Source organism: Variovorax sp. UC122_21 (assembly GCF_044056785.1).
GTDB lineage: Bacteria > Pseudomonadota > Gammaproteobacteria > Burkholderiales > Burkholderiaceae_C > Variovorax.
Genome location: NZ_CP172004.1, coordinates 4823034 through 4849440 on the forward strand (window position 1 = coordinate 4823034; position 26407 = coordinate 4849440).

The following is a 26407-nucleotide window of genomic DNA, read 5'->3' on the forward strand; positions in this document are numbered from 1 at the left end:
CTCAATGTCCTCCGGTGCCGAGGTAAGCCTCGATCACCTTTTCGTTCTTCTGTACGTCCGCCGGCGTGCCTTCGGCGATCTGCTTGCCGTAGTCGAGCACCGTGACGCGGTCGCACAGGCCCATGATCAGCTTCACGTCGTGCTCGATGATCAGGATCGTGCGGTCGTCGCGGCGGATGCGATCGATCAGCTCGCGCAGCTGGACCTTCTCGGTCATGTTCATGCCGGCCGCGGGCTCGTCCAGCGCGATGAGCTGCGGGTCGGTGGCCAGCGCGCGCGCGATCTCCAGGCGGCGCTGGTCGCCGTAGCTCAGCGTGCGCGCCTTGTAGTCGGCGAACTTGCCGATGCCCACGTAGTCGAGCAGTTCCTGCGCGCGTTGCGCAATGGCTTTCTCTTCGGCCTTGAAGGAGCTGGTGCGCAGCATCGCGCCGACCACGCCGGAGCGGGTGCGGATGTGGCGACCGACCATCACGTTCTCGAGCGCCGTCATCTCGGCGAACAGGCGGATGTTCTGGAAGGTGCGCGCGATGCCGGCCTTGGCCACCTCGTGCACGGCCGTGGGCTGGTAGGGCTTGCCGGCGAGCTCGAAGCTGCCGCTGTCGGGCGTGTAGAGCCCGGTGATGACGTTGAAGAAGGTGGTCTTGCCGGCGCCGTTGGGGCCGATCAGGCCATAGACCTGGCCGCGCTGGATGGTGATGCCGACGTCGGACAGGGCCTGCAGGCCGCCGAAGCGCTTGGAGATGCCGCGAACGTCGAGGATGGTGTCTGCCTTGCTCATGGGATGCGTCTCCTCGCTCACGGATTGATCGACATGGGACGCGAGGCCGCACCGGGCAGCTCGTCGGCCGGGGTGTCGACGCCCGGTGCGTGGGTCTGCAGCGAGCCCGGCGCCACGGCGGCATGGGCCGGATCGACCGGCACGCCGCCCTTGCGCTGAAGCGTCTTGCCGTGCTCGGGCGAGGGCCACAGGCCGCGCGGGCGCACCAGCATGATGACGATCATGGCCAGCGCGATGAACAGCTGGCGCAGGATGGAAGCATCGAGGCGCCCGTCGGTCAGCGCCTGCAGCGGGCCGGCGACATAGCGCAGCACCTCGGGCAGGGCCGCCAGCAGCACGGCACCCAGGATCACGCCGGGCAGGTGGCCGATGCCGCCGAGCACGACCATGGCGACGATCATCACCGACTCCATGAGGCTGAACGACTCGGGCGAGACGAAGCCCTGGAAGGCCGCGAACATGGAACCCGACACGCCGCCGAAGCTCGCGCCCATGCCGAAGGCCAAAAGCTTCATGTTGCGCGTGTTGATGCCCATCGCCTTGGCGGCGATCTCGTCCTCGCGGATCGCCATCCAGGCGCGGCCGATGCGCGAGACCTGCAGGCGGTGCGAGATCACGATGGTGACCACCACCAGCGCGAGGAACAGGTAGTAGTAGAGCGTGACCGAGGAGATGGTGAAGCCGTCGAACTTCCAGGCCTTGCCCAGGTCCAGGCCCCAGAACTTGATCGAGTCGATCGAAGTGATGCCCTTGGGGCCGTTCGTGATGTTGATCGGCTGGTCGAGGTTGTTCAGGAACACGCGGATGATTTCGCCGAAGCCCAGCGTGACGATGGCGAGGTAGTCGCCGCGCAGCTTGAGCGTGGGCGCACCCAGCAGCACGCCGAGCAGCGCCGCGAACACGAAGGCCAGCGGTATCACGATCAGCAGCGAGGTGTGCAGGCCGTTCGGGAAGGTGGCCTTGAACCACTCGAAGGTCTCCGACAGGTGGCCCGAGCCCATGAGGGCGTAGAGGTAGGCACCGACCGCGAAGAAGGCGACGTAGCCCAGGTCGAGCAGGCCGGCGTAGCCGACCACGATGTTCAGGCCCAGTGCGAGCAGCACGTAGAGCAGTGCGATGTCGGCGATGCGCACCCAGGCGTTGCCCTGGCTTTGCAGCAGCAGCGGCAGCGCGAGCACGGCGATGACGCCGACCAGGTAGAGCGCGAGGTTCTTGCTGTTCTTCATGATGGCAAGCTCCTTCAGGCGCGATCGGCCACGCGTTCGCCGAGCAGGCCGGCCGGGCGCAGCGTGAGCATCACGATCAGCACGATGAACGCGAAGATGTCGCTGTAGTTGCTGCCGAGCACGCCACCGGTGAGGGTGCCGATGTAGCCCGAGCCGATGGCCTCGATGAGCCCCAGCAGCAGGCCGCCGACGACCGCGCCCGCGAGGTTGCCGATGCCGCCGAACACGGCCGCGGTGAAGGCCTTGAGGCCGGGCAGGAAGCCCATGGCGTGCTGCGCGATGCCGTAGTTGGAGGCGTACATGACGCCCGCGATGGCCGCGAGCACGGCACCGATGATGAAGGTGGCCGAGATGACCATGTCGGGGCGGATGCCCATCAGCGCGGCCACGCGCGGGTTCTCGGCGGTGGCGCGCATCGCGCGGCCGAGCTTCGTGTAATTGACCAGCCACATGAGGATGGCGAGCGAAACGGCCGTGACGCCGAGGATCATCACCTGCGTCGGCGAGATGACGGCGCCGGCGATGTGGATGGGGTCCGAGGGCAGCAGGGTCGGGTAGGCCTTGTTGGTGGGCTTCCAGATGATCATCGCCAGCGTCTGCAGCAGGATCGACATGCCGATGGCGGTGATCAGCGGTGCGAGCTCGGGCGAGTTGCGCAGCGGCCGGTAGGCGACCTTCTCGATCACGAAGTTCAGTGTGGCGGCGACGACGCACGCGATGATCAGCGCGATGATCAATATCAGCCAGCCCGGCGTGCCGGGCATCGACGACTGCATGAGCCCGATGATGGACCAGCTCGTGAGCGCCCCCACCATCAGCACTTCACCGTGCGCGAAATTGATCAGATTGATGATGCCGTACACCATGGTGTAGCCCAAGGCTATCAAGGCGTACATGCTGCCGAGAACCAGACCGTTGATGATCTGCTGCAGCAAAATGTCCATAAAGAAGATTCCTCTGTGTTGCACCGTTGCGGGGTGCCATTCACCCACCGTGGCACCGGTTTGGCGCCTTGGCTTCACAAGCAAAAAACCAGCCAGCATGTGGTGGCCGGCGATTTAGTGGGCGGGATTGTAGTCACGGGTCAGCGCCGATTTGGTGCGCATCGACGGGGGTTTACCCGCTGACGTCATGCGCTTTGCGCTTGTATCCATGCACGTCTTGCGTGCACGCCGCAAGGGCGTATCAGTCGCCCTGTTCAGCGTTTCGACGCCGCAGTTCGCGCAGCTTCTCGCCGATGCGGATCTCGAGTCCGCGATCGACCGGTTCGTAGAAGACCTGGCCCTGCAGGCCGTCGGGCAGGTACTGCTCGCCGGCCGCGAAACCACCCTCCTCGTCGTGCGCGTAGCGGTAGCCCTTGCCGTAGTCGAGCTCCTTCATGAGCTTGGTCGGGGCGTTGCGCAGATGCATGGGCACGGGCCGCGTGCTGTCCTTCTTGACCAGCGCGCGCACCGCGTTGTAGGCCGTGTAGACCGCGTTCGACTTCGGCGCCATCGCGAGATAGACCACGCACTGGGCCAACGCGAGTTCGCCCTCGGGCGTGCCCAGGCGCTCGTAGACGTCGGCCGCGTCGAGCGCGAGCCGCAGCGCGCGCGGATCGGCCAGGCCGATGTCCTCGCTCGCCATGCGCACCAGCCGGCGTGCCATGTAGCGCGGGTCGGCGCCGCCGTCGAGCATGCGCACGAACCAGTAGAGCGCGGCATCGGGATCGCTGCCGCGCACCGATTTGTGCAGCGCGCTGATGGTGTCGTAGAACTGCTCGCCGCCCTTGTCGTAGCGCCGCATGCGCTCGCCGAGCACGCGCAGCAGCCATTCGTCGCCGATGGCCTCGAGCTTCTCGGCGCGCGCCGCGACGGCCAGCGTCTCGAGCGTGTTGAGCAGCCGGCGCGCATCGCCGTCGGCATAGGCGATCAGCCGATCGAGCGCGGCGTCCTCGATGGCGGGCAATGCGTCGATGGCCTGCGCCTTCGCGACGATCTGCTTGAGGTCGGCCTCGCCGAGCGACTGCAGCACATAGACGGCGGCCCGCGAGAGCAGCGCCGAGTTGACCTCGAACGACGGGTTCTCGGTGGTGGCGCCGATGAAGGTGAAGAGGCCCGACTCGACGTGCGGTAGGAAGGCGTCCTGCTGGCTCTTGTTGAAGCGATGCACTTCGTCGACGAAGACGATGGTGCGCCGCTGCTCGAGCCCGTCGCGCGCCGCTGTCGCGCGCTCGACCGCCTCGCGGATGTCCTTCACGCCGCCGAGCACCGCGCTGATGCTCAGGAACTGCGCATCGAAGGCATCGGCCATCAGGCGCGCGATGGTGGTCTTGCCGGTGCCCGGCGGGCCCCAGAGGATGCACGAGTGCGGCTGGCCCGACTCGAAGGCGATGCGCAGCGCCATGCCGGGCCCGAGCAGGTGCTGCTGGCCGATGACTTCGCCGAGCGTGCGCGGGCGCAGGCGCTCGGCCAGGGGTTGATGCGAGCTGACGGCCAAGAGCGGGATGAGCGAATGAGAGGTGGATTACTGCTTGACGACGTCCGCGCCGGTGGGCACCTTGAAGTCGAAGGTGGCGGCGGGCAGCGCGGGGTTGACCTCGACCTTGCTGAACTTGAGCACCGAGCGCTGGCCGAAGCTGTCGAGGATCTCGAGCGCCGCGAGCGCGTCGCCCTGGAAGCCGACCTGCACGTTCTGCAGCTGGCCGTCCTTGTTCTTCGGCGTGGCCTTGACCCATTGCAGGCCGTCGCGTTCCGGTCCTGCCTCGAGCGCGAAATCGGCCTGCAGCGCGCGCAGGTCGGGCGCGGCGGCGATCAGGGCCGCGGGGGTCGAGCCCAAGGCCTGCGCCTGCGCGCGCTGCGTGACCTGGTTGAGGTCGGCGTCGTAGAGCCACAGTGTCTTGCCGTCGGCCACGATGCTCTGCGCGAAGGGCTTCTTGTAGTCGAACTTGAAGCGGCCGGGCCGCTGGAATTCGAAGGTGCCGCTGGAGGTCTTCACGCGGCCGGCCTGGCCGTCGCGCGGCGGCGCGGTCACGGTCTGGGTGAAGTCGGCGCGGCCGGACTTGGCGGGACTTGACGAAAGCCTCGAGGCTTTCCATGCCGCCGGCCCATGCATGGGCACCGCATGCGAGGAGAAGGCCGGCGAGCAGCCAGGGACGAGTCTTCATTTTTTCAAACCTTCGAAGCTGAACACCGCATCGACCTTACCCCGGCGGCCATGACCGCCCTTGTAGGGCTTGATGAAGATTTGCAATGGGCAGCGAGCTTGTGCAAGCCGTATCTCAACACGTAACGGAATGGACGCGGGACCTCGTGGGAGCGCCTATTCGGCGCGCGCGGGCACGAGGATCTCGCGCTGGCCGCTGCCGCTCATGGCGCTCACGAGGCCGGCCTTTTCCATGTCCTCGACCAGCCGCGCCGCGCGGTTGTAGCCGATCTTCAGGTGACGCTGCACCAGCGAGATGCTGGCTTTGCGGTTCTTGAGCACGACCTCGACCGCCTGGTCGTACATCGGGTCCTTCTCGGCATCGCCACCGCCGAGCAGGTCGCCGTCACCGTCGCCATCGACCGTGCCGCCTTCGAGCACGCCCTCGATGTAGTCGGGCTCGCCCTGGCTCTTGAGATAGGCCACCACGCGGTGCACTTCCTCGTCGCTCACGAAGGCGCCGTGCACGCGGACCGGCAGGCCGGTGCCGCTGGGCATGTAGAGCATGTCGCCCATGCCGAGCAGCGCCTCGGCGCCCATCTGGTCGAGGATGGTGCGGCTGTCGATCTTGCTCGAGACCTGGAACGCGATGCGGGTCGGGATGTTGGCCTTGATCAGGCCGGTGATCACGTCGACGCTGGGCCGCTGCGTGGCCAGGATCAGGTGGATGCCGGCGGCGCGCGCCTTCTGCGCGAGGCGGGCGATCAGCTCTTCGATCTTCTTGCCGACCACCATCATCAGGTCGGCCAGCTCGTCGATCACGACCACGATGTGCGGCTCGCGGCGCAGCGGCTCGGGATCGTCGGGCGTGAGGCTGAAGGGGTTGTAGATGAACTCCTCGCGCGCCTTGGCCTCGTCGATCTTGGTGTTATAGCCCGCGAGGTTGCGCACGCCGAGCTTGCTCATGAGCTTGTAGCGGCGCTCCATCTCGGCCACGCACCAGTTGAGGCCGTGCGCGGCCTGGCGCATGTCGGTGACCACGGGCGCGAGCAGGTGCGGGATGCCTTCGTAGACCGACATTTCCAGCATCTTCGGGTCGATCATGAGCAGGCGCACGTCGCGCGCCTCGGCCTTGTAGAGCAGGCTCAGGATCATCGCGTTGATACCCACCGACTTGCCCGAGCCGGTGGTACCGGCCACCAGCACGTGCGGCATCTTCGCGAGGTCGGCGACCACGGGGTTGCCGATGATGTCCTTGCCCAGACCCATCGTGAGCATCGACTTGCCCTCGTTGTAGATCTGCGAGCCGAGGATCTCGCTGAGCTTGATCGACTGGCGCTTGGCGTTCGGCAGTTCGAGCGCCATGTAGTTCTTGCCGGGGATGGTCTCGACCACACGGATCGACACCAGCGAGAGCGACCGGGCGAGGTCCTTCGCGAGGTTGACGATCTGCGAGCCCTTGACGCCGGTGGCGGGTTCGATCTCGTAGCGCGTGATGACCGGACCGGGCGAGGCGAGCACGACGCGCACCTCGACGCCGAAGTCCTTGAGCTTCTTCTCGATCATGCGCGAGGTCATCTCGAGCGTGTCGGAGGAGACGGTCTCCTGGCGCGCCTGCGCCGCATCGAGCAGGTCGACCTGCGGCAGCTTGTTGTCGGGCAGCTCCTTGAACAGCGGCTTCTGGCGCTCCTTGGCGACACGGTCGCTCTTGGGCACCTCGGTCATCGCGGGCTCGATCTGCACCGGCGGCGACGCGGGGCGGCGCTTGGCGCGCGGCTCGATGCGCAGGTCGTCCATGTCGGGCGCGGTGGCGGGCTGATCGCCGTCGATCGAGGGTTCGATGGCACCGCGTGGCGTATAGGCCGGTTCGTCGTCGACCTCGGCGCGGCGCTCGCGCACGGCCTTCTTGCCCAGCGCGATGTCGGCGGCGACCTCGCGCTTCTCGCGGCGCGATTCGAACAGCGAATACACGCGCGCGCCGATGCGCTCGGCGATCTGGCTCCAGGAGAAGCGGAACACCAGCGCCGAACCGATCACGCCGCCGGCGATGGCCACCAGCGCGGAGCCGGTGAAGCCCATCCAGCGCACGCTCGCGGGACCGACCAGCAGCCCGATGGCGCCGCCGCCCGAGCCGGGCAGGTGCGATTCGAGCCGGTACAGGCGCGACCATTCGAGCATGGTGCTCGCGCACAGCAGCAGCACGAGCCCGAACCAGAAGGCCAGGCGGCTGCGGTTGAAGCGGCCGCGCGGCGCGGGATCGCCATGGGGCCCGTCCTCGCCGCCGCGCATCCAGCTCGCGAGCGAGGACAGCCAGGCGCGCAGCCCGGCCGCCAGGCACCACCAGACCGAATAGCCGGCCAGGAAATAGCTGCCATCGGCCACCCAGGCGCCGATGCGGCCGCCCCAGTTCTTGATCTCTCCGCCGGTGCCCGAGGTCGACCAGGCGGCATCGGAGGGCGTGAAGCTCAGCAAGGCGAGCAGCCAGAACAGCAGCGCCGCGAAACCGGCGATCAGGGTGATCTCGTGGGCGAAGCGCATGGCCCGCACACGCACGGGCGCACCTTCGCCGGCCGTGGAAGAGTGAAGCGTATTGAGCGAATAGGTCATGAAATACTGGCGGCCAGACCGGCAGGATGCGGGTCTGGCGGCACGAACACTACAACGAAAAGGGCCGCGGCTATTCTGCCGCGTCCACGGGCCGCGGCAGTTTCGCTCACACCTTCTTTCACGCCCCGTGCCGGCTCAGGCCAGCGACAGCAGGCGCTCCTTGACGATCATCGAGCCGTCCTCGAGGGTCTGCACGAAACCGCGCTCCTCGAGATCCTTCATCACGCGGCTCACCATCTCGCGCGAGGCACCGACCATCTTCGCGAGGTCCTGGCGCGAGATCTTCTCGCGCACCTTGAGGTTGCCGGCACCGTCGTCGACCGCGAACTCGAGCAGCGAGCGCGCGACGCGGCCGTAGACGTCCATCAGCGCGAGCGACTCGATCTTGCGGTCGGCATGGCGCAGGCGCTGCACCAGGCCGCGCATGATGTTGTAGGCCATCGAGGAGTTCTCGGGCAGGCAGCGCGCGAAGGCTTCGCGGCCCAGCATCAGCACGTCGCACTGGATCTCGGTGCGCACGGTGGCCGAGTGCGGCTCATCGTCGATCAGGCTCATCTCGCCCAGATAGTCGCCGGGATGCAGCGTGGCGAGGATGACCTCGCGGCCGCGGCTGTCGGCGCTGGTCACGCGCGCCCGCCCGGTCAGGATGATGTAGAGCGCGTCGGACTTCTTGCCCTGCTCGACCACGACCTCCGCGCGCTTGAAGCGCTTCTTGATGATCGCGTCCGCAATGCTTGCGGATTGTGAAGGAGTCAGCGACGCGAACAGCGGAACGCGCCGGAGCAATTCAAGGTTGGACAGCATCGACATTCATTCAATCCCTGGTACCGCGCGCTCCTGCGGTCGGGCCATCGGCGCGCCGATGGATTACTACAATCGCGCGCATTGAAAACACCGTGCACTCGGTGGTTGATCCGAGCGGCGATACTCCCCATGTATCGCTACCACCCTCAAAATGTACACGCTGAATCAGCGCAATTCCTAGGTTTTTACGCACCATGTCCGCTTCCCAACATGCCAAGGTTTTAATTCTGGGCTCAGGTCCCGCCGGTTATACGGCTGCCGTTTATGCGGCGCGTGCAAATCTTCAGCCTTTGCTGATTACCGGCATGGCCCAAGGCGGTCAATTGATGACGACCACCGAGGTCGACAATTGGCCGGCCGATGTGCATGGCGTGCAGGGTCCCGACCTCATGCAGCGTTTTCTGGAGCACGCCGAGCGCTTCAAGACCCAGATCGTGTTCGACCACATCAACAAGGTCGACCTGAGCAAGCGCCCCTTCACGCTCACCGGCGACAGCGGCACCTACACCTGCGATGCGCTCGTGATCGCCACCGGCGCGTCGGCCAAGTACCTGGGCCTCGATTCCGAGCAGAAGTTCATGGGCCGCGGCGTGTCGGGTTGCGCGACCTGCGACGGATTCTTCTATCGCGAGCAGGAAGTCTGCGTGATCGGCGGCGGCAATACCGCGGTCGAAGAAGCGCTTTATCTTTCGAATATCGCGAAAAAAGTAACGCTGGTGCATCGCCGCGATAAATTCCGCGCGGAACCAATCCTGATCGACAAGCTTCACGAAAAAGAAGCCGAAGGAAAAATCGAACTGAAAGTACACAATACGCTCGATGAAGTCCTGGGCGACGATTCCGGCGTGACCGGCATTCGCATCAAGAACACGCAGACCGGCGTGACCGAACAGATCGACCTCAAGGGCTGCTTCATCGCCATCGGCCACCACCCGAACACGGACATCTTCCAGGGCCAAGTCGACATGAAGGACGGCTACATCGTCACGCGTTCGGGCCTGCAGGGCTTCGCCACCATGACCAGCGTGCCGGGCGTGTTCGCTGCCGGCGACGTGCAGGACCACATCTACCGCCAGGCCATCACCAGCGCAGGCACGGGCTGCATGGCCGCGCTCGATGCGCAGCGCTTCCTGGAGCAGGACGGCACGCTCTGAGCCGCCTGGCTCCTAGACGAGGCGGGCCTGATGCCCGCCTTTTTCATGGGCCCGCCCCGGGCTTTCCTGCAGGGCCGCCAAAAGGGCTATAATCCGAGGCTTTGCCGAAATCGCGCCTCCTTTCCATGAAGGGTGGGCTCAGCGGCAATCCGGGGTACCGCCACCCGTTTCTGGCGAGGTCAAGCTGCAAAACACCCTCGGCCACTGCCGTCGAGCCGGTGCCAGCTGTTCAAGAAAGAGTGTCCTCATGGCACGCGTATGTGAAGTCACGGGCAAGGGCCCGATGGTGGGAAACAACGTTTCCCACGCCAACAACAAAACCAAGCGCCGGTTCCTGCCGAACCTGCAATACCGTCGTTTCTGGGTCGAAACGGAAAACCGCTGGGTTCGCCTGCGTGTTTCGAGCGCTGCCCTGCGCCTGATCGACAAGAACGGCATCGACGCCGTGCTCGCAGACCTGCGCGCACGCGGCCAAGCTTAAGGAGCTGAATCATGGCAACGAGCAAAGGCGGACGCGAAAAGATCAAGCTGGAATCCACCGCGGGTACCGGCCACTTCTACACGACCAGCAAGAACAAGAAGACGATGCCTGAAAAGATGTCGATCATGAAGTTCGACCCGAAGGCACGCAAGCACGTCGAATACAAGGAAATCAAGCTGAAGTAATTCAGTCTGAATTCTTTCTAAAAAGCCCGCAGCGCAAGCCGCGGGCTTTTTTATTTGCCCGGAATTTCGATCGACTAACAAATGCGACGGGCACAAAAAAGCCGGCCACGAGGCCGGCTTTCTAACGGAGAAAAGGCTCTCTCAGGCGCGCGCCGAGCGCAGCCGCGTCGAGAACTCACGCAGGCCCGCGATGCCACTGGCTTCCGCGCGATGGCACCAGGCCGCCAGGTCGGCCGCCAGCTGTTCGCGCGAGTGCGAGGTGTTGAGCCAAAGCTGGCGCAGCTCTTCGCGCATGGTCGCCATCTTGTCGAGCACCGGGTGGGCGGCACGGGCCTGCACCACGTGCGAGCGGGCCGAGGCGGGCACCTTGTCGTCGTCGCGGTGCATCCAGCGCTTGGCGGCCTTCAGTGCCGAGAGGTCGGCGCCCTTGCTCTTGAGCGCGGCGATTTCCTCTTGCGTGGCGCGGCGCATCTCGCGCGCGAAACCGGCCATCACCTCGTAGCGGTTGGCGATCACGGCCTCGAGCGTCTTCTCGTTGGCCACGGGCTGGATGTCGCCGATCAGCATCTTCGGCGGCACCTTCTTGACCTTGGCCCAGCCGATCTTCTGCATCATCTGGATGTAGATCCAGCCGATGTCGAACTCGTACTTCTTGACCGAGAACTTGGCCGAGGTCGGATAGGTGTGGTGGTTGTTGTGCAGCTCTTCGCCGCCGATGATCAGGCCCCAGGGCATTATGTTGCGGCTGGCGTCGGGTGCCTCGAAGTTGCGGTAGCCCCAGTAGTGGCCGATGCCGTTGATGATGCCGGCGGCGGTGATCGGGATCCACAGCATCTGGACCGCCCACACGGCCATGCCGAGCGTGCCGAACAGCGCCAGGTTGAGCACCAGCATCAGGCCCACGCCCTGCCAGCTGTAGCGCGAATACAGGTTGCGCTCGATCCAGTCGTCGGGCGTGCCGTGACCGTAGCGCTCCATCGTTTCCTTGTTCTTCGACTCCGCGCGGTAGAGCTCGGCGCCGCGCCAGAGCACTTCCTCGATGCCCTTGACCTGCGGGCTGTGCGGATCTTCCTCGCTCTCGCACTTGGCGTGGTGCTTGCGGTGGATCGCGACCCACTCCTTCGTCACCATGCCGGTGCCGATCCAGAGCCAGAAGCGGAAGAAATGCGACGGGATCGGCCGAGGTCCATTGCCCGGTGCGTTTGCGTCCGGTGCAGGAAGATCGTCACGGCGGCGATCGTGATGTGCGTGGTGACGAGCGTGTACAGCACGATCTGCCACCAGGTGAGATCCCACAGGCCGTTTCCGAGCCAGTCGATGGCCGCACTCAGGATGGCGGAGTCAGGAAGCAACATTGAGTCAGGTACTCCATAACCGCACGAAGGTGCGGCTTGTCTAGGTAACTCGCAATTTTAGGGCCGGGGGTCAGGAATCACTCACCTTTCACCCCATGGTTTGCGCAGATTTACCCTTACTTTGCGAGCGCCGTACCTATTTGCGGTTCCACACGGCGGCAAAGAAACCGTCGGTGGCGTGCAGGTGGGGCCACAGCCGCAGGTAGCGCCGTCCGTCGGCACCGCCCGCGACCAGGCTGTCGCCCTGCTCCACCTTGAGGCCCTGCAGAAGTTCCGCCGCGTCCACGGGCACGAAATCGGGATTCGCGGCGCCGAAAGCCTCCGCGATGGCCTCGTTCTCCTCGGGCAACACGCTGCAGGTGGCGTAGACCAGCCGCCCGCCCGACTTCACCAGCCGGGCCGCGCTCTGCAGGATCGCCGCCTGCTTCACGGTCAGTTCCTCCACCGATTTGGCCGATTGGCGCCATTTGAGGTCCGGATTGCGCCGCAGCGTCCCGAGCCCCGAGCAGGGCGCATCGACCAGAACCCGGTCGATCTTGCCCGCGAGCCGCTTCACGCGGTCGTCGCGCTCGTGCGCGATGGCGGCCGGATGCACGTTCGAGAGCTTGCTGCGCGCCAGCCGCGGCTTGAGCGCATCGAGGCGGTGCGCCGAGGTGTCGAAGGCGTAGAGCCGCCCGGTGTTGCGCATGCCCGCGCCGATCGCCAGCGTCTTGCCGCCGGCGCCCGCGCAGAAATCGACCACCATCTCGCCGCGCTTGGCGTCCAGCAGCAGCGCCAGCAGCTGCGAACCCTCGTCCTGCACCTCGATGGCGCCGCGCACGAAGGCGTCGAGCTTGGTCAGCGCGGGCTTGCCTTCGATGCGCAAGCCCCAGGGCGAATACGGCGTTGCTTCCGATTTGATAGCAGCCTTGGCAAGCTCCGCCTTCACATCGGCCCGCTTGTTATGGAGGGAATTGACGCGCAGGTCGAGCGGCGCCGGCTGCTGCAGGCTCCGGACCAGCGGCCAGAAACCGTCGCCGAGCTGGCTCTTGAGCGGTGCCACCAGCCATTCGGGCAGGTTGTGGCGATGGCGTTCGAGCAGGTCGTCCTCGCTGACGGCGTCGCAGTTGTCGAGCCAGCGCTTCTCGGTGTCGTTGAGCGCGCTCTTGAGGAAGTCGCGCGGGCCGTGGAAGCCCAGGATCGCCATCCGGCGTTCCTTCGGGCCGCTGCCCGAGGGCGAGAGGTGATCGAAAAGCAGCTTCTTGCGCAGCACGGTGTAGACCGTCTCGGCCAGGGTGGCGCGCTCGCGCGGACCGAACTCGCGGTGGTCGCGGAAGAAGCGCGAAACCACCTGGTCGGCGGGGTGATCGAATTTCAGGGCCAGGCCGACCAGATCGGCGGTGGCGTCCAACAAGGCTTTGGGGTGCATGCCCCGATTGTCTCAGCCGCCGTCGACCTCAGGCTCCGCGCGTCCAGACGGCCCCGAAAGCCTGCCGCTCGATGTCCTCCAGCGTCGGCGAATGCCCGGCCCACAGCACCAGCGCCACGCCGGGCAGGCTCAGCGTCTGCTCGAGCTGGCGGCACAGCTGCCAGCGCTCCTCGTCGTCCAGCCCCGGCAGCTCGACGAAGACGACGAAGGCGCGCCGCCACGGAAATTCGCGCAGGTTCTTGCGCACCAGCCAGGCGCGCGACACCGGCAGGTTGCGCACGAGGTCGGCCCGCAGCTCGTCGAGCTCGTGCGCGTTGAGGTCGTGGCGGCCGATCTGGGCGAAGCACGGCGTCTCGGTCAGTTCCTCCCACGCGCGCGCCTCGGCCTCCTCGGCCTCCTTCAGGCGGCCGCGCCAGTGCTTGAGGCCCGCCTCGTCGTGCGGACCGGCATCGGGGTTCTCGAGCACCGCCACCGCATTGCGCGCCGCCCACCAGCGGCTGGCGGCGCCCGATTCGTGCAGCCGCTCGAGCACCGCGAGCCGCGCCTCGCGCTCGGTCGGCGGAATCATCTGCGCCAGGCCGCGCAGCGCGCCCGGATGCTCGGGCGCGATCCGCAGCGCGCGCTCGTAGTGCTCGCGCACCGGCGCCGAGGTGTCGAGGCGGCGCTCGGCATCGGCCCATTCGACCCATTCGTCGGGCGTGTTGCGCTCGCCGCGCGCCGCCAGCACCGCGATGCGCTCGCGGATGCGCGAGCGGTGCGCATGGTGCTGCTTCCAGTCGGCGGCATGGGCCTGGCGCCACTGGGCGTCGAAGTGCGCGATCCAGCGCGGGCCGTCGACCAGCATCTCGAGCGCCGGCCGCTTCGACCAGGCCGGCACCGTCGCCTTCTGGCGTAGCGCCTCGAGCCGGTCGCGCAGCACCGGGTGCGTGTCTTCCAGGTCGCTGACGCGGCGCATCGCCTCGCGCAGCGCCTGGCGCGCGAACTCCGGTCCCGGCGGCGTCGCGACGCACTCGCGCAGCCCCGCGAAAGGCCCCGGCGGCAGCGGCTCGCGCTCGGCCCGGGCCCAGTGCCAGGGCCAGAACTCGTTGGCGTACCAGCTGGCCTTGATCGAGATCTCGGTCAGCGCCGCGGCCGCCACCGAGGTGCCGAGCAGCCGGCCCGAGATGCGGTCGGCTTCGTACTCGTCCTGCCGCGCGAGCGCGAAGGTCTTGGCCGCGAAGCGCGGAAAGTACCAGCGGAAGAAGGCCTGCGAGACGATCGCCATCACGCCTTCGTTGCGCTGCAGGTTGGCGTCGAGCTTGAGCCACGACAGCCGCGTGCGGTAGATCCAGGCGCTGAGCTTGCCGTGGTTGCCGCGCAGGTGGCCGTACTCGTGCGCGAGCACCGACAGCAGCCGCCGCCGGTCGAGCATCATCAAGAGCGGCAGCCCGATGCTCAGCGAATTGACCGCGCCGCCGAAGAGCCCGAAGCGCGGCACCTGGCGGATGCTGGCGTTGAAATCGTCGTCGAGGTAGACGTGATGGACCGGCGGCCCCTTGATCTTGCCGCGGATGCGGTCGAGCGCCTCGAACAGCTGGGGCGCGTCCTCGCGCGAGAGCTCCAGGCCGTCCGGCTCGTCGAAGCGCACCCACAGCGCGCGCACCGTGGCCCACAGCAGGCCCAGCCCGAACAGCAGCAGCCAGCCGCGCGAGACGCTGAATCCGCCATCGCCGAGCGACACGGCGACCCAGACGATCAGCCCCATCGCCAGCCCGAGGCAGGCCAGCACCCACAGATAGCCCAGGGCCGCGAATGCCGCCACGCCGCGGCGGTAGCGCGCGCTGTCCTCCGCACTGGCATGCTCGCTCAGCCGGACGAGGTGGACAAAATCAGCGCGATCCATTCCGGTACTTCCGCCGGCCCCGGCATGCCTGCCGGCGGCCCCGACTCCTGACTAAGAAAGAAACGACCCCGTGACCGACGACGACCTGCCGCCCCTGATCGAAACCCCGCCGGGCCGCTACCGCCACTACAAGGGCGGGGAATACGAGGTGCTGGGCACCGTGCGCCACAGCGAGACCCTGGAACCGATGACGCTCTACCGCGCGCTCTACGGCGCCCGCGGCCTGTGGGTGCGCCCGGCCGCGATGTTCGGCGAAACCGTGGACATCGACGGCCGCGTGCAGCCGCGCTTCGCGCGGATCGACGGCTGAACGGGCGCCGGCGCTCATCCTGCCTCGCCGCTTCGCCGTCCGTGCGAACGAATCGGGACGCTCAGCCGCAGCGGACGTCCGTCACCCGGTTGCGGGCGTCGACGTCGAGGTTCAGGCGCCCGCCATCGAGTTCGGTGGTCGCGGCGTCGCCGGGCTTGAGCACGCGCACCGTGCCGGCGCCCGCGCGCACCTTGGCGGCGGCTTCGAGCTGCGGCGTGAGCTGCTGACCCACGGCGAAACGGGCACCGTCGGCACCGCACTGGAACACCGGGGCGGGCGGCGGCGCCGGCGCTGCGGGCGGCGGCGGGGCCGGAGCGGCGCAGCCGGCCAACAGGGCGGCACCGGCGATCGTGGACAGTAGCGATTGGGTTTTCACTGCGACTCCCGAAAACCCGCGAATATAAACAAGTTCTTTAAGGATTGTGTCCTGATGTATCCATCAGCCACTGGGCAATGGCGCGTGGATACAACTGGTGCTCCTGGGCGAGCACCCGGCCGGCGAGCGTCGCCGCCGTGTCGTCGGGCAGCACCGGCACCACGGCCTGCGCCAGGATCGGGCCATGGTCGAGCTCGGTCGTGACCTGGTGCACCGTGACGCCCGCCACCTTGCAGCCCGCGTCGATCGCGCGCTGGTGGGTGTGCAGGCCCGGGAAGGCCGGCAGCAGCGAGGGGTGGATGTTCACCAGCCGCCCGGCATAGCGCTCGACGAAGCCGGGCGTCAGGATGCGCATGAAGCCCGCCAGCACCACCAGCGCCGGCGCATGCGCGTCGACCGCCGCGGCGAGCGCCTGGTCGAAGGCTTCGCGGCTCTCGAAATCCTTGTGCGGCACCACCGCGGTCGCGATGCCCTGCGCCCGGGCCAGCGCAAGGCCGCCCGCCTCCGCCTTGTTGCTGACGACGGCGGCGACGCGCGCGCCGAAACGCTCGGCCCAGCGGTCGCGCGCCGCGGCGCGCACGATGGCCTCCATGTTGGAGCCGCCGCCGGAGATCAGGATCACGATGTTCTTCATGGGAGGCGGGATTATCCGTGCCCGCCAAGCTGCCCTTTTCCGGCCCGCCCCTTGCCGCGCAAGGTCCGCGCACCCCAGACTTGTCGCCGCGCGGACAGCGATTTGCAGCACGACCGTGCTAAAACTCGTGGCTCCGGAGACACGCCGCGTCTGCGGTGCACCGACGATCAACACAGCGAGGCACGCATGGATTTGAGCTTCACGCCCGAAGAACAGCAGTTCCGCGAAGAGATTCGCGCATGGGTCAAAGAAAACCTTCCCAAGGAGATCTCCACCAAGGTCCACAACGCGCTGGAACTCACGCGCGACGATATGCAGACCTGGGCCAAGATCCTCGGCAAGAAGGGCTGGCTGGGCTACGGTTGGCCCAAGGAATTCGGCGGTCCCGGCTGGACCGCCGTGCAGCGCCACCTGTTCGAGGAAGAAACCGCGCTGGCCGGCGCGCCGCGCATCGTGCCCTTCGGCCCGGTGATGGTGGCCCCGGTCATCATGGCCTTCGGCAACCCCGAGCAGCAGAAGCGCTTCCTGCCCGGCATCGCCAGCGGCGAGGTGTGGTGGAGCCAGGGCTACAGCGAACCGGGCTCGGGCTCCGACCTCGCCTCGCTCAAGACCAAGGCCGAACGCCAGGGCGACAAGTACATCGTCAACGGCCAGAAGACCTGGACCACGCTCGGCCAGTACGGCGACTGGATGTTCAACCTCGTGCGCACCAGCAGCGAGGGCAAGCCCCAGACCGGCATCAGCTTCCTGCTGCTCGACATGAAGTCGCCCGGCGTCACCGTGCGCCCGATCAAGCTGCTCGATGGCGGCCATGAGGTCAACGAGGTGTTCTTCGACAACGTCGAGGTGCCGGCCGAGACCTGATCGGCGAGGAGAACAAGGGCTGGACCTACGCCAAGCACCTGCTCTCGCACGAGCGCACCAACATCGCCGACGTCAACCGCGCCAAGCGCGAGCTCGAGCGCCTCAAGCGCATCGCGAAGACCGAGGGCGTGTACGACGACGCGCGCTTCCGCGACGAGATCGCCAGGCTCGAGGTCGACATCGTCGCGCTCGAGATGATGGTGCTGCGCGTGCTCTCGGCCGCCACCTCGGGCAAGAACTCGCTCGACGTGGCCGGCCTGCTCAAGATCCGCGGCAGCGAAATCCAGCAGCGCTACAGCGAACTGATGATGCTCGCGGGCGGCCCCTATGCGCTGCCCCTGATCCGCGAAGCCATGGCCGCCGGCTGGCAGGGCAACTTCCCGGGCGGCAACCCGGCGCTCGCGCCGCTGTCGTCGACCTTCTTCAACATGCGCAAGACCACCATCTACGGCGGCTCGAACGAAGTGCAACGCAACATCGTCGCGCAGACGGTTCTGGGCTGAGCCCTTCGACCAGGCTCAGGACAAACGGAGATCACACATGGACTTCAATTTCACCGACGACCAGGAACAACTGCGCGACGCCGTCCGCAAATGGGTCGACAAGGGCTATGACTTCGAGCGCCGCCGCGGCATCGAAGCCAAGGGCGGCTTCTCGCGCGAGGCCTGGGACGAGCTGGCCGAACTCGGCCTCGGCGGCCTCTACATCTCCGAAGACGACGGCGGCCTGGGCATGGGCCCGGTGGCCGGCATGGTCGTGATGGAAGAGCTGGGCCGCGGCATCGTGCTCGAGCCCTTCGCGCAGACGCTGATCGCCGGCGCCGTGCTCGGCGGCTACGCGGGCGAGGCGCTCAAGAAGGCCTGGCTGCCGCGCATCGCGGGCGGCGAGGCCATCGTGGTGCTGGCCTACCAGGAGCGCAAGGCGCGCTACCGCCTCGACGTCTGCGAAGCCAAGGCCGTGAAGGCCGGCGAGAGCTGGAGCCTGACCGGCGCCAAGAGCCTGGTGGCCATCGGCGACCAGGCCGATGCCTACCTCGTGCCCGCCCAGGCCGACGGCAGGATCGCCCTGTTCCTGGTCGAGCGCAGCGCCAGCGGCGTGGAAGCGCGCGGCTACGGCACGCAGGACGGCAGCCGCGCCGCCGAGGTGGTGTTCGACAAGGCCGACGCCACGCTGGTCACGGCCGACGGCCTCGCGGCCCTCGAGTACGCGGTCGACGTCGGCATCGCCGCCACCTGCGCCGAAGCGGTGGGCGTGCTCGACAAGACGGTGGACGTGACGGTCGACTACATGAACCAGCGCAAGCAGTTCGGCGTGGTCATCTCGAGTTTCCAGGCGCTGCGCCACCGCGTCGCCGACATGAAGATGCAGCTCGAGCTCGCGCGCTCGATGAGCTACTACGCCACGCTCAAGCTCAACGCCCCCGCGGCCGAGCGGCGCCAGGCGCTGGCGCGCGCCAAGTACCAGCTCGGCGTCTCGATGCGCTTCGTGGGCCAGAACTCGGTGCAGCTGCACGGCGGCATCGGCGTGACCGACGAATACATCGGCAGCCACTACTTCCGCAAGCTCACGCAGCTCGAGATGAGCTTCGGCGACAGCTTCCACCACCTGGGCGAGGTGTCGGCGCGCATGCAGGACACGGCCGGCGTCTTCGCCTGACGGTGCTTTTCTCTTAGCATCCAGCGCCCGCCCGCCTTCGCGCCGGCGGGCGTTTTCATTCGGAACGGCCCCCGCAACGCAACCACGAAGAACGACCATGCCATCCCGCCGCACCCTCCTCCTCGGCGCGCCGCCGGTCCTCGCCGGGCTGCTCGCCTCCCCGCCCTCCTGTTGACCGCCTGCGCCAATGCGCCGACCGCCATGCCCTCGCTCGCCGACCGCCCGCCCATCGTCTTCGTGCACGGCAACGGCGACTCGGCCGCGCTGTGGCAGACCACGCTCTGGCGCTTCGAATCGAACGGCTGGCCGCGCGCGCGCCTGTTCGCCTTCGACCAGCCCCTGCCGCTGGCGCGCGACGACGACGCCGTGGCCCAGCCCGGGCGCAGCTCCACGGCGGAATCGGCCGCTTTCCTCAAGGAAAAGGTCGAGCAGGTGCTGCGCGCCACCGGCGCGACCCGGGTCGTGCTGATCGGCAACTCGCGCGGCGGCAACACCATCCGCAACTACGTGCAGAACGGCGGCGGCGCGGCCGTCGCCAGCCACGTGGTGCTCGGCGGCAACCCGGCGCACGGCATCTGGGCCGTGCCGGGCCTGCGCGAGAACAACGAGTTCTCGGGGCTGTCGCCCTTCATGCGGCAGCTCAACGCACCCAAGGGCCCGAACGGCGACGAGGTGACGCCCGGCGTGAAGTGGCTCACGCTGCGCTCGGACAACAACGACAAGTACGCCCAGCCCGACGGCCTGTGGATCGGCTCGCCCGGCAAGCCGACGAACATCGGCTTCGACGGCCCGGCGCTCAAGGGCGCGACCAACACCGTGCTGCCGCGCGTGGACCACCGCGAAACCTCGTTCTCGCCCGCGGCCTTCGCGGCGACCTGGCGGTTCCTCACCGGCGAGGCGCCGCGCAGCCTGGAGATCGCGCGCGAGGCGGGCCCGGTGCTCGACGGCCGCGCGATCGGCGCGGAGAACCAGTCGCTGGCCGGCGCGCAGGTGCTGGTGTACGCGGTCGATCCGGCCACGGGCCGGCGGCTCGGCGAGCCCGTGCACCGCAAGACCGTCGGCGCCGACGGGCGCTGGGGCCCCTTCAACGCACGCGCCGATGCGGCCTACGAATTCGTGTTCGACACGCAGGCCGGCGTCACCCACATCTACCGCAGCCCGTTCCCGCGCGGCAGCAGCCTCGTGAACCTGCGGCTCGATCCGATCGTGCCGGCCGACGGCAGCGCCAACGCGGTCGTCGTCTTCACGCGGCCGCGCGGCTATTTCGACGCGCAGCGCGACACCCTGCGCTTCGACGGCAAGAGCCCGCCGGCCGGCGTGCCGCCCAGGGGCGCGGGCGTGTCGAGCTCGCGCCTGCGCGAGACGGGCGCCGAGCCGCAGCGCGCGATCACGGGAGAGTTCAACGGCGAGCGCCTCACGGGGCTCACCTGGCCCGCGGCCCAGCGCCATGTCACGGTGCTGGAACTGACCTACTGAAGAAAAAGCGGCATGCGATGAACGACAGCTCCCCCTTCGTGCTCGAGGCCCGCGACGCCCGCGGCGTGGTCACGCTCACGCTCAACCGCCCGGACGCGTTCAATGCGCTGTCCGAGGGCATGCTGGGCGCCCTCGAAACGGCCATCGCCGGCATCGCGGTCGACGACACGGTGCGTGCCGTCGTGATCGCCGGCGCTGGCAAGGCCTTCTGCGCCGGCCACGACCTGAAGGAAATGCGCGCCGCGCCCGCGCTCGACTACTACCAGCGCCTGTTCACGCGCTGCGGCGAGATGATGCTGTCGCTGCAGCGGCTGCCGGTGCCCGTGATCGCGCGCGTGCACGGCATCGCGACCGCCGCGGGCTGCCAGCTGGTGGCGGTGTGCGACCTCGCCGTGGCCTCGAGCGAGGCGCGCTTCGCGGTCAGCGGCGTCAACGTCGGGCTGTTCTGCGCCACGCCGAGCGTCACGCTGTCGCGCAACCTGGGGCGCAAGGAGGCCTTCGAGATGCTCGTCACCGGCGAATTCATCGGCGCCGAGGAGGCGCGCGAGAAAGGCCTGGTCAATCGCGTGGCGGCGCCGGCCGAACTCGATGCCGCCCTCGAGGCACTGCTGGCCAGCATCGTCGCCAAGCCGCGCACCGCGCTGACGCTCGGCAAGGCGCTGTTCTACCGGCAGCTCGAAACGGGCATCGCGCCGGCGCTGGCGGACGCCAGCCAGACCATGGCCTGCAACATGATGGATGCGAGTGCGCTCGAAGGCGTGCAGGCCTTCATCGAGAAGCGCCCGCCGGCCTGGAAGGCCTGAACCCGGCCAGCTAGCTGTCGTGCAGCCGCGAGCTCTGCGGCAGGTGCGCCATCAGGAATTCCATCTGGTCCGCCAGGATGCGGCGGTTGCGCAGGATGAAGTCCTCCCAGAGGCTGGGCACGTAGGGCGCGTACAAGAGCGGCATGTCGGCCTGCTCGGGGGTGCGGCTGCTCTTGCGGTGGTTGCAGGGCTTGCAGGCCGTGACCACGTTCATCCAGGTGTCGATGCCGCGCTGCGCGAACGGAATGATGTGCTCGCGGGTCAGCTCGTCTTCATGGAAGTGGCCGCCGCAGTAGGCGCAGACGTTGCGGTCGCGCGCGAACAGCTTGCTGTTGGTGAGCCCCGGGCGCTGGGTGAAGGGGTTGATGCGCGGCACGCCCTTGGTGCCGATGATGCTGTCGACGGCAATCTGTGACTGCTCGCCCGTCATCGCGTTGTGGCCGCCGCGGAACAGGGCCACCTGGCCGCCAGCCTCCCAGCGGACTTCGTCCGCTGCATAGTGGATCACCGCCTGTTCGAGCGAAATCCACGACTGGGGCAGCCCTTGGGCCGACAGCTTCAAGACCTTCACCACACGCCTCCTCGACAGAACGAAAGAAACACGGAGAGACCCGGGACACGGAGCGCGTCGGCGACCTCGCGGATCGGCGCACTGCGTCACAATATACCGGCTTTGTGACAAACGGCCTGATGAGCCCATTCGGCGGGCGACAGGCGCTATCAAAAAGATATTCACCCATGCAGGTTTTCCGCGGCTTCCGGCACCCGGGGCGTGGCTCCGGCCTGCGCCTTGACCATCGGCAATTTCGACGGCGTCCACCGTGGCCACCAGGCCATGCTGGCGCTCCTGCAGACCGAGGCGCGGCAGCGCGGCCTGCCGAGCTGCGTGCTGACCTTCGAGCCCCATCCGCGCGACTATTTCGCCGCGCTCGCGAAGAAGCCCGACTCGCGCCGGCGCGCATCGGCACGCTGCGCGACAAGCTCGGCGAGCTGGCCGCCTGCGGCGTCGCGCAGACCGTGGTGCTGCCCTTCGATGCCCGGCTCGCCTCGCAGTCGCCCGAGGAATTCATCCAGAACGTGCTGGTCGACGGCCTGGGCGCGCGCTACGTGCTGGTGGGCGACGACTTCCGCTTCGGCGCCCGGCGCGCGGGCGACTACGCGATGCTCGACGCGGCCGGCGATGCCCGCGGCTTCGATGTCGCGCGCATGAACAGCTACGAGGTGCACGGCCTGCGCGTGTCGAGCTCGGCCGTGCGCGAGGCGCTGGCCGAAGGCCGCATGGCCGACGCCCAGACCCTGCTGGGCCGGCCCTACGCCATCTCGGGCCACGTGGTGCACGGGCGCAAGCTGGGCCGCGCGCCGGCGCCTCGGCACCGGGGCAGGACGACGGCTTCCGCACCCTCAACCTGCGCTTCAAGCACTGGAAACCGGCGGCCAGCGGCATCTTCGTGGTGCTGGTGCACGGCCTGTCCGAGCGGCCGCTGCCCGGCGTCGCCAACCTCGGCGTGCGGCCCTCGCTCGACCCGAACGACGTCAATGCCGGCCGGGTCCTGCTCGAGACGCACTGCCTCGAGTGGCCCTCTCACCTGGGCGCCGAGGGGCCTACGGTAAAATCGTGCGCGTGGAACTGCTGCACAAATTGCACGACGAATTGCGCTACACCAGCCTCGAAGCCCTCACCGCGGGCATCGCGAAGGATGGACGCGACGCGCGTGCCTTCTTTGCATCCACCCACGCAGAAACCCACCGCCAGACCACGCGCGATCGAATTTAGCCCTGCACGCTCCGTGCTGCCGCCCTTCGACAAGCTCAGGGCGAACGGCTTTTCTTCCGCACCGACGCCCTTTGTGCCGTTCGGGCTGAGCCTGTCGAAGCCCACTGTTTCGCACCCCCAACATGTCTGACGCTGCCGCCCCCCACCGATTACCGTTCCACGCTGAACCTGCCCGACACCCCCTTCCCGATGCGCGGCGACCTGCCCAAGCGCGAACCGGGCTGGGTCAAGGAATGGAACGACGCCGAGCACGGCACCTACCACCGCCTGCGCCTGGCCCGCCGCGGCGCGCCCAAGTTCATCCTGCGACGACGGCCCGCCCTACGCCAACGGCCAGATCCACATGGGCCACGCGGTGAACAAGATCCTGAAGGACATGATCACCAAGGCGCGCCAGCTCGAGGGCTGACGACGCGCTCTACGTGCCGGCTGGACCGCCACGGCCTGCCGAATCGCAGAACGCCATCGAGAAGCAGTTCGGCCGCAACCTGAGCCGCGACGAGATGCAGGCCAAGAGCTGCGCCTACGCCACCGAGCAGATCGCGCAGCAGATGGCCGACTTCCAGCGCCTGGGCGTGCTGGGCGAATGGGACCATCCCTGACAAGACCATGGACTTCGCCAACGAGGCCGGCGAGCTGCGCGCGTTCAAGCGCGTGATCGAGCGCGGCTTCGTCTACCGCGGCCGAAGCCGGTCTACTGGTGCTTCGACTGCGGCTCGTCGCTGGCCGAGTTCGAGATCGAGTACGCCGACAAGAAGAGCCAGACCATCGACGTGGCCTTCAGGGCGCACGAGCGCGAGAAGGTGCTCGCCGCCTTCGGCCGGCCCGATGCGCCTGGGCGACGTCTTCGCCGTCATCTGGACCACCACCGCCTGGACCATCCCGGCCAACCAGGCGATCAACCTGAACCCCGAGCTCGAGTACGCGCTGGTCGACACCGAGCGCGGCCTGCTGATCCTGGCCGCCTCGCTGGTCGAGATGTGCATGACGCGCTATGCGCTCGACGGCAAGGTGATCGCCACCGTCAAGGGCGAGGCGCTCGGCGGGCTCGAGTTCGAGCATCCGCTGTACGACGTGGACGCGGGCTACCGCCGCCTGTCGCCGATCTACCTGGCCGATTACGCCACCGCCACCGACGGCACCGGCCTGGTCCACTCCTCGCCCGCCTACGGCCTGGACGACTTCAACTCCTGCGTCGCCCATGGCGTGGCCTACGACGACATCCTGAACCCGGTGCAGGGCAACGGCAGCTACGCGCCCGATTTCCCGCTGTTCGGCGGCCAGAACATCTGGAAGGCCGTGCCGGTGATCATCGCCGCGCTGCGCGATGCCAACCGCCTGCTGACCACCGAGACCATCAGCCACAGCTACCCGCATTGCTGGCGCCACAAGACGCCGGTGATCTACCGCGCCGCGGCCCAGTGGTTCATCCGCATGGACGAGGGCGAGGGCGTGTTCACCAAGGACAAGGCGCCCAAGACGCTGCGCCAGACCGCGCTCGACGCGATCGAAGAGACCAGCTTCTATCCGGAGAACGGCAAGGCCCGCCTGCACGACATGATCGCCGGCCGGCCCGACTGGTGCATCAGCCGCCAGCGCAGCTGGGGCGTGCCGATCCCGTTCTTCCTGCACAAGGACTCGGGCGAGCTGCATCCGCGCACCATGGAGATCCTCGACCAGGCCGCCGACATCGTCGAGAAGGGCGGCATCGAGGCCTGGAGCCGCGTGACGGTGGAAGAGATCCTCGGCGCCGAGGACGCGCCGAGCTACACCAGAGAGCACCGACATCCTCGAGGTGTGGTTCGACTCGGGCTCGACCTTCTATCACGTGCTGCGCGGCACGCACCCCACGGTGCACCACGAGACCGGCCCCGAGGCCGACCTCTACCTCGAGGGCCATGACCAGCATCGCGGCTGGTTCCACTCGTCGCTGCTGCTGGCCTGCGCGCTCGAAGACCGCGCGCCCTACAAGGGCCTGCTCACGCACGGCTTCACCGTCGATGCCAAGGGCATCAAGATGAGCAAGTCGCTCAAGAACGGCATCGATCCGCAGGAGATCAGCAACAAGCTGGGCTCGGAGATCATCCGCCTGTGGGTGGCAGCGAGCGACTATTCGGGCGACATCGCGGGCGACGACAAGATCCTCGCGCGCGTGGTCGACGCCTACCGCCGCATCCGCAACACGCTGCGCTTCCTGCTGGCCAACACCAGCGACTTCGATGTCGCGAAGGACGCGCTGCCCCTGTCGGAGCTGTTCGAGATCGACCGCTACGCGCTCGCGCGCGCCGCGCAGTTCCAGGACGAGATCCTCGCGCACTACAAGGTGTACGAGTTCCATCCGGTGGTCGCCAAGCTGCAGATCTACTGCTCGGAAGACCTCGGCGGCTTCTACCTCGACATCCTGAAGGACCGCCTCTACACCACCGCGCCCGGCTCGCGCGCGCGCCGCAGCGCGCAGACCGCGCTGTGGCACATCGCGCAGGCGATGCTGCGCTGGATGGCGCCGTTCCTGAGCTTCACGGCCGAGGAGGCCTGGAAGCTCGTCGGCACCGGCGCGCCCGGCGACTCGATCTTCACCCAGACCTACAGCCGCTTCGACGCGCCCGACGAGGCCCTGCTCGCCAAGTGGGGCCGCATCCGCGAGATCCGCGACGCGGTGAACAAGGAGATCGAGACGGTGCGCGCCGACGGCAAGGTCGGCTCCTCGCTGCAGGCCAACCTGCGCGTGACGGCGCCGGCCGAGGACTTCGCGCTGCTGGGTTCGCTCGGCGAGGACCTGAAGTTCGTCTTCATCGCCTCGGCGATCGAGCTGGCCGCGGGCGAGGCGCTGGCCACGGCGGTCGTGCCGAGCACGGCGCAGAAATGCGAGCGCTGCTGGCATTACCGCGAGGACGTGGGCCACGATCCGGCCCATCCGACGATCTGCGGTCGCTGCACCAGCAACCTGTTCGGCGCCGGCGAATCGAGGAGCTTCGCCTGATGGCCGCCACCCGCACCGTCTCGGCCTCGCGCTCGCGCGGCACCGGCATCTGGCCCTGGCTCGCGCTGGCACTGATCATCGTGATCATCGACCAGTTCACCAAGACGCTGATCCTCGGCTACTACAAGCTCGGCGACGCCACCTACGTCACCAGCTTCTTCAACGTCGTGCGCGCGCACAACACGGGCGCGGCCTTCTCGTTCCTGGCCGACCATTCGGGCTGGCAGCGCTGGCTGTTCACCGGCATCGGCGTGGCGGCGGCCGTGTTCATCGTCTGGATGCTGAAGTCGCACGCGGGCCAGAAGCTGTTCTCGTTTTCCATGGCCTGCATCCTGGGCGGCGCCATCGGCAACGTGGTCGATCGGATGATGCACGGCTACGTGGTGGACTTCCTGAGCTTCCACGCGGGCGGCCGGCACTTCCCGGCCTTCAACGCGGCCGACAGCGCGATCACGCTGGGCGCGATCTGCCTGATCCTCGACGAGATCCGCAGGGTGCGGCGCGGCAAGTAGCGGCCCAACGTCTTTTTTG

At 67.7% G+C, this 26407-nt stretch carries 23 protein-coding genes and 4 pseudogenes; 14 read left to right on the forward strand and 13 right to left on the reverse strand.

The features are described from left to right. Position 1: 1 nt before the first annotated feature. The 7 genes and pseudogenes from ACHMXE_RS35390 to ACHMXE_RS35420 all read right to left on the reverse strand — a co-directional run bounded on the left by ACHMXE_RS35390 (position 2) and on the right by ACHMXE_RS35420 (position 8544). On the reverse strand, positions 2-778 hold the full coding sequence (locus tag ACHMXE_RS35390) for an ABC transporter ATP-binding protein (RefSeq protein WP_203204747.1): 777 nt from the start codon (positions 776-778) through the stop codon (positions 2-4). 17 nt (positions 779-795) lie between these two features. After that, positions 796-2004 carry a branched-chain amino acid ABC transporter permease gene (locus ACHMXE_RS35395; protein WP_203204746.1) on the reverse strand — a complete coding sequence of 403 codons (1209 nt, stop codon included), beginning with the start codon at positions 2002-2004 and terminating at the stop codon, positions 796-798. Positions 2005-2018: 14 nt separating this feature from the next. Then, the gene (locus ACHMXE_RS35400) at positions 2019-2948 is read right to left on the reverse strand and encodes a branched-chain amino acid ABC transporter permease (protein ID WP_395348571.1); all 930 of its coding nucleotides are present in this window, start codon (positions 2946-2948) and stop codon (positions 2019-2021) included. A 241-nt stretch (positions 2949-3189) separates the two neighbouring features. After that, positions 3190-4482, reverse strand: a complete 1293-nt coding sequence (locus tag ACHMXE_RS35405) for a replication-associated recombination protein A (RefSeq protein WP_395348572.1) — start codon at positions 4480-4482, stop codon at positions 3190-3192. Between the two features lie 27 nt (positions 4483-4509). Continuing rightward, positions 4510-5149, reverse strand: a pseudogene (gene lolA, locus ACHMXE_RS35410) (outer membrane lipoprotein chaperone LolA). A gap of 155 nt (positions 5150-5304) precedes the next feature. Continuing rightward, positions 5305-7734, reverse strand: a complete 2430-nt coding sequence (locus ACHMXE_RS35415; RefSeq protein ID WP_395348573.1) for a DNA translocase FtsK — start codon at positions 7732-7734, stop codon at positions 5305-5307. A 135-nt stretch (positions 7735-7869) separates the two neighbouring features. Next, the gene (locus tag ACHMXE_RS35420) at positions 7870-8544 is read right to left on the reverse strand and encodes a Crp/Fnr family transcriptional regulator (RefSeq protein WP_057595021.1); all 675 of its coding nucleotides are present in this window, start codon (positions 8542-8544) and stop codon (positions 7870-7872) included. Positions 8545-8732: 188 nt separating this feature from the next. Here ACHMXE_RS35420 and trxB point away from each other — a divergent pair, with 188 nt between their 5' ends. From trxB to rpmG, 3 genes are all read left to right on the forward strand, one after another. After that, positions 8733-9692, forward strand: a complete 960-nt coding sequence (trxB, locus tag ACHMXE_RS35425; protein ID WP_395348574.1) for a thioredoxin-disulfide reductase — start codon at positions 8733-8735, stop codon at positions 9690-9692. A 247-nt stretch (positions 9693-9939) separates the two neighbouring features. Next, positions 9940-10173 (forward strand): 50S ribosomal protein L28, encoded by a 234-nt coding sequence (rpmB, locus tag ACHMXE_RS35430; protein ID WP_028251282.1) that lies wholly within the window; start codon positions 9940-9942, stop codon positions 10171-10173. Between the two features lie 11 nt (positions 10174-10184). Further along, positions 10185-10358, forward strand: a complete 174-nt coding sequence (rpmG, locus tag ACHMXE_RS35435; RefSeq protein ID WP_007830291.1) for a 50S ribosomal protein L33 — start codon at positions 10185-10187, stop codon at positions 10356-10358. 141 nt (positions 10359-10499) lie between these two features. On the opposite strand, the pseudogene ACHMXE_RS35440 reads toward rpmG, so the two are convergent. The 3 genes and pseudogenes from ACHMXE_RS35440 to ACHMXE_RS35450 form a co-directional block, all read right to left on the reverse strand. Beyond that, positions 10500-11713 (reverse strand): annotated as a pseudogene (locus ACHMXE_RS35440) (fatty acid desaturase). Between the two features lie 136 nt (positions 11714-11849). Then, on the reverse strand, positions 11850-13121 hold the full coding sequence (locus ACHMXE_RS35445) for an RsmB/NOP family class I SAM-dependent RNA methyltransferase (protein WP_395348575.1): 1272 nt from the start codon (positions 13119-13121) through the stop codon (positions 11850-11852). A 28-nt stretch (positions 13122-13149) separates the two neighbouring features. Further along, on the reverse strand, positions 13150-15003 hold the full coding sequence (locus ACHMXE_RS35450) for a M48 family metalloprotease (RefSeq protein WP_395348576.1): 1854 nt from the start codon (positions 15001-15003) through the stop codon (positions 13150-13152). Positions 15004-15073: 70 nt separating this feature from the next. Between ACHMXE_RS35450 and ACHMXE_RS35455 the strand changes: the two genes are divergently transcribed. Continuing rightward, positions 15074-15313 (forward strand): DUF1653 domain-containing protein, encoded by a 240-nt coding sequence (locus ACHMXE_RS35455; RefSeq protein ID WP_203204738.1) that lies wholly within the window; start codon positions 15074-15076, stop codon positions 15311-15313. Positions 15314-15374: 61 nt separating this feature from the next. Here ACHMXE_RS35455 and ACHMXE_RS35460 read toward each other — a convergent pair whose 3' ends face one another. Together ACHMXE_RS35460 and purN are read right to left on the reverse strand one after the other, a co-directional pair. Then, positions 15375-15689 (reverse strand): I78 family peptidase inhibitor, encoded by a 315-nt coding sequence (locus tag ACHMXE_RS35460; protein ID WP_395348577.1) that lies wholly within the window; start codon positions 15687-15689, stop codon positions 15375-15377. A 37-nt stretch (positions 15690-15726) separates the two neighbouring features. Beyond that, positions 15727-16323, reverse strand: coding sequence for a phosphoribosylglycinamide formyltransferase (gene purN, locus ACHMXE_RS35465; protein ID WP_203204736.1), 597 nt, complete (start codon positions 16321-16323; stop codon positions 15727-15729). 186 nt (positions 16324-16509) lie between these two features. Here purN and ACHMXE_RS35470 point away from each other — a divergent pair. The 4 genes and pseudogenes from ACHMXE_RS35470 (at position 16510) to ACHMXE_RS35485 (ending at position 21122) form a co-directional block, all read left to right on the forward strand. Continuing rightward, positions 16510-17690 (forward strand): annotated as a pseudogene (locus ACHMXE_RS35470) (acyl-CoA dehydrogenase family protein). 37 nt (positions 17691-17727) lie between these two features. Next, the gene (locus tag ACHMXE_RS35475) at positions 17728-18843 is read left to right on the forward strand and encodes an acyl-CoA dehydrogenase family protein (RefSeq protein ID WP_395348578.1); all 1116 of its coding nucleotides are present in this window, start codon (positions 17728-17730) and stop codon (positions 18841-18843) included. A 201-nt stretch (positions 18844-19044) separates the two neighbouring features. After that, positions 19045-20319, forward strand: coding sequence for an alpha/beta fold hydrolase (locus ACHMXE_RS35480; protein ID WP_395348579.1), 1275 nt, complete (start codon positions 19045-19047; stop codon positions 20317-20319). Positions 20320-20336: 17 nt separating this feature from the next. Then, entirely contained in the window at positions 20337-21122 is a 786-nt protein-coding gene (locus ACHMXE_RS35485) for an enoyl-CoA hydratase (RefSeq protein WP_395348580.1), read from the forward strand. Positions 21123-21132: 10 nt separating this feature from the next. On the opposite strand, the gene ACHMXE_RS35490 is transcribed toward ACHMXE_RS35485, so the two are convergent. Beyond that, positions 21133-21693, reverse strand: a complete 561-nt coding sequence (locus ACHMXE_RS35490; RefSeq protein ID WP_395348581.1) for an HNH endonuclease — start codon at positions 21691-21693, stop codon at positions 21133-21135. Between the two features lie 167 nt (positions 21694-21860). Here ACHMXE_RS35490 and ACHMXE_RS35495 point away from each other — a divergent pair. The 6 genes and pseudogenes from ACHMXE_RS35495 to lspA all read left to right on the forward strand — a co-directional run bounded on the left by ACHMXE_RS35495 (position 21861) and on the right by lspA (position 26388). Beyond that, a pseudogene (locus ACHMXE_RS35495) lies at positions 21861-22896 on the forward strand (bifunctional riboflavin kinase/FAD synthetase). A gap of 343 nt (positions 22897-23239) precedes the next feature. Continuing rightward, complete coding sequence (locus ACHMXE_RS35500; RefSeq protein ID WP_395352942.1) at positions 23240-23305, forward strand: hypothetical protein; 66 nt, start codon at positions 23240-23242, stop codon at positions 23303-23305. A 13-nt stretch (positions 23306-23318) separates the two neighbouring features. Further along, on the forward strand, positions 23319-23498 hold the full coding sequence (locus ACHMXE_RS35505) for a hypothetical protein (RefSeq protein WP_395348582.1): 180 nt from the start codon (positions 23319-23321) through the stop codon (positions 23496-23498). A gap of 7 nt (positions 23499-23505) precedes the next feature. Beyond that, positions 23506-24798, forward strand: coding sequence for a class I tRNA ligase family protein (locus tag ACHMXE_RS35510; protein WP_395348583.1), 1293 nt, complete (start codon positions 23506-23508; stop codon positions 24796-24798). Beyond that, a complete protein-coding gene (locus ACHMXE_RS35515) occupies positions 24692-25876 on the forward strand; it encodes a class I tRNA ligase family protein (protein ID WP_395348584.1) in 1185 nt (394 codons plus the stop codon). Before ACHMXE_RS35510 ends, ACHMXE_RS35515 begins: the two co-directional genes overlap by 107 nt. Next, on the forward strand, positions 25876-26388 hold the full coding sequence (lspA, locus tag ACHMXE_RS35520) for a signal peptidase II (protein WP_395348585.1): 513 nt from the start codon (positions 25876-25878) through the stop codon (positions 26386-26388). The genes ACHMXE_RS35515 and lspA overlap by 1 nt, the downstream gene beginning before the upstream one ends. Positions 26389-26407 lie beyond the last annotated feature (19 nt).

What these genes read in the sequence shown, in the direction of transcription:
- ACHMXE_RS35390 (WP_203204747.1), bottom strand. Translation starts at nt 778, where the DNA reads ATGAGCAAGGCAGACACCATCCTCGACGTTCGCGGCATCTCCAAGCGC.
- ACHMXE_RS35395 (WP_203204746.1), bottom strand. Translation starts at nt 2,004, where the DNA reads ATGAAGAACAGCAAGAACCTCGCGCTCTACCTGGTCGGCGTCATCGCC.
- ACHMXE_RS35400 (WP_395348571.1), bottom strand. Translation starts at nt 2,948, where the DNA reads ATGGACATTTTGCTGCAGCAGATCATCAACGGTCTGGTTCTCGGCAGC.
- ACHMXE_RS35415 (WP_395348573.1), bottom strand. Translation starts at nt 7,734, where the DNA reads ATGACCTATTCGCTCAATACGCTTCACTCTTCCACGGCCGGCGAAGGT.
- ACHMXE_RS35420 (WP_057595021.1), bottom strand. Translation starts at nt 8,544, where the DNA reads ATGTCGATGCTGTCCAACCTTGAATTGCTCCGGCGCGTTCCGCTGTTC.
- trxB (WP_395348574.1), top strand. Translation starts at nt 8,733, where the DNA reads ATGTCCGCTTCCCAACATGCCAAGGTTTTAATTCTGGGCTCAGGTCCC.
- rpmB (WP_028251282.1), top strand. Translation starts at nt 9,940, where the DNA reads ATGGCACGCGTATGTGAAGTCACGGGCAAGGGCCCGATGGTGGGAAAC.
- rpmG (WP_007830291.1), top strand. Translation starts at nt 10,185, where the DNA reads ATGGCAACGAGCAAAGGCGGACGCGAAAAGATCAAGCTGGAATCCACC.
- ACHMXE_RS35445 (WP_395348575.1), bottom strand. Translation starts at nt 13,121, where the DNA reads ATGCACCCCAAAGCCTTGTTGGACGCCACCGCCGATCTGGTCGGCCTG.
- ACHMXE_RS35450 (WP_395348576.1), bottom strand. Translation starts at nt 15,003, where the DNA reads ATGGATCGCGCTGATTTTGTCCACCTCGTCCGGCTGAGCGAGCATGCC.
- purN (WP_203204736.1), bottom strand. Translation starts at nt 16,323, where the DNA reads ATGAAGAACATCGTGATCCTGATCTCCGGCGGCGGCTCCAACATGGAG.
- ACHMXE_RS35475 (WP_395348578.1), top strand. Translation starts at nt 17,728, where the DNA reads ATGGACTTCAATTTCACCGACGACCAGGAACAACTGCGCGACGCCGTC.
- ACHMXE_RS35480 (WP_395348579.1), top strand. Translation starts at nt 19,045, where the DNA reads ATGCCCTCGCTCGCCGACCGCCCGCCCATCGTCTTCGTGCACGGCAAC.
- ACHMXE_RS35485 (WP_395348580.1), top strand. Translation starts at nt 20,337, where the DNA reads ATGAACGACAGCTCCCCCTTCGTGCTCGAGGCCCGCGACGCCCGCGGC.
- ACHMXE_RS35510 (WP_395348583.1), top strand. Translation starts at nt 23,506, where the DNA reads ATGGACTTCGCCAACGAGGCCGGCGAGCTGCGCGCGTTCAAGCGCGTG.
- lspA (WP_395348585.1), top strand. Translation starts at nt 25,876, where the DNA reads ATGGCCGCCACCCGCACCGTCTCGGCCTCGCGCTCGCGCGGCACCGGC.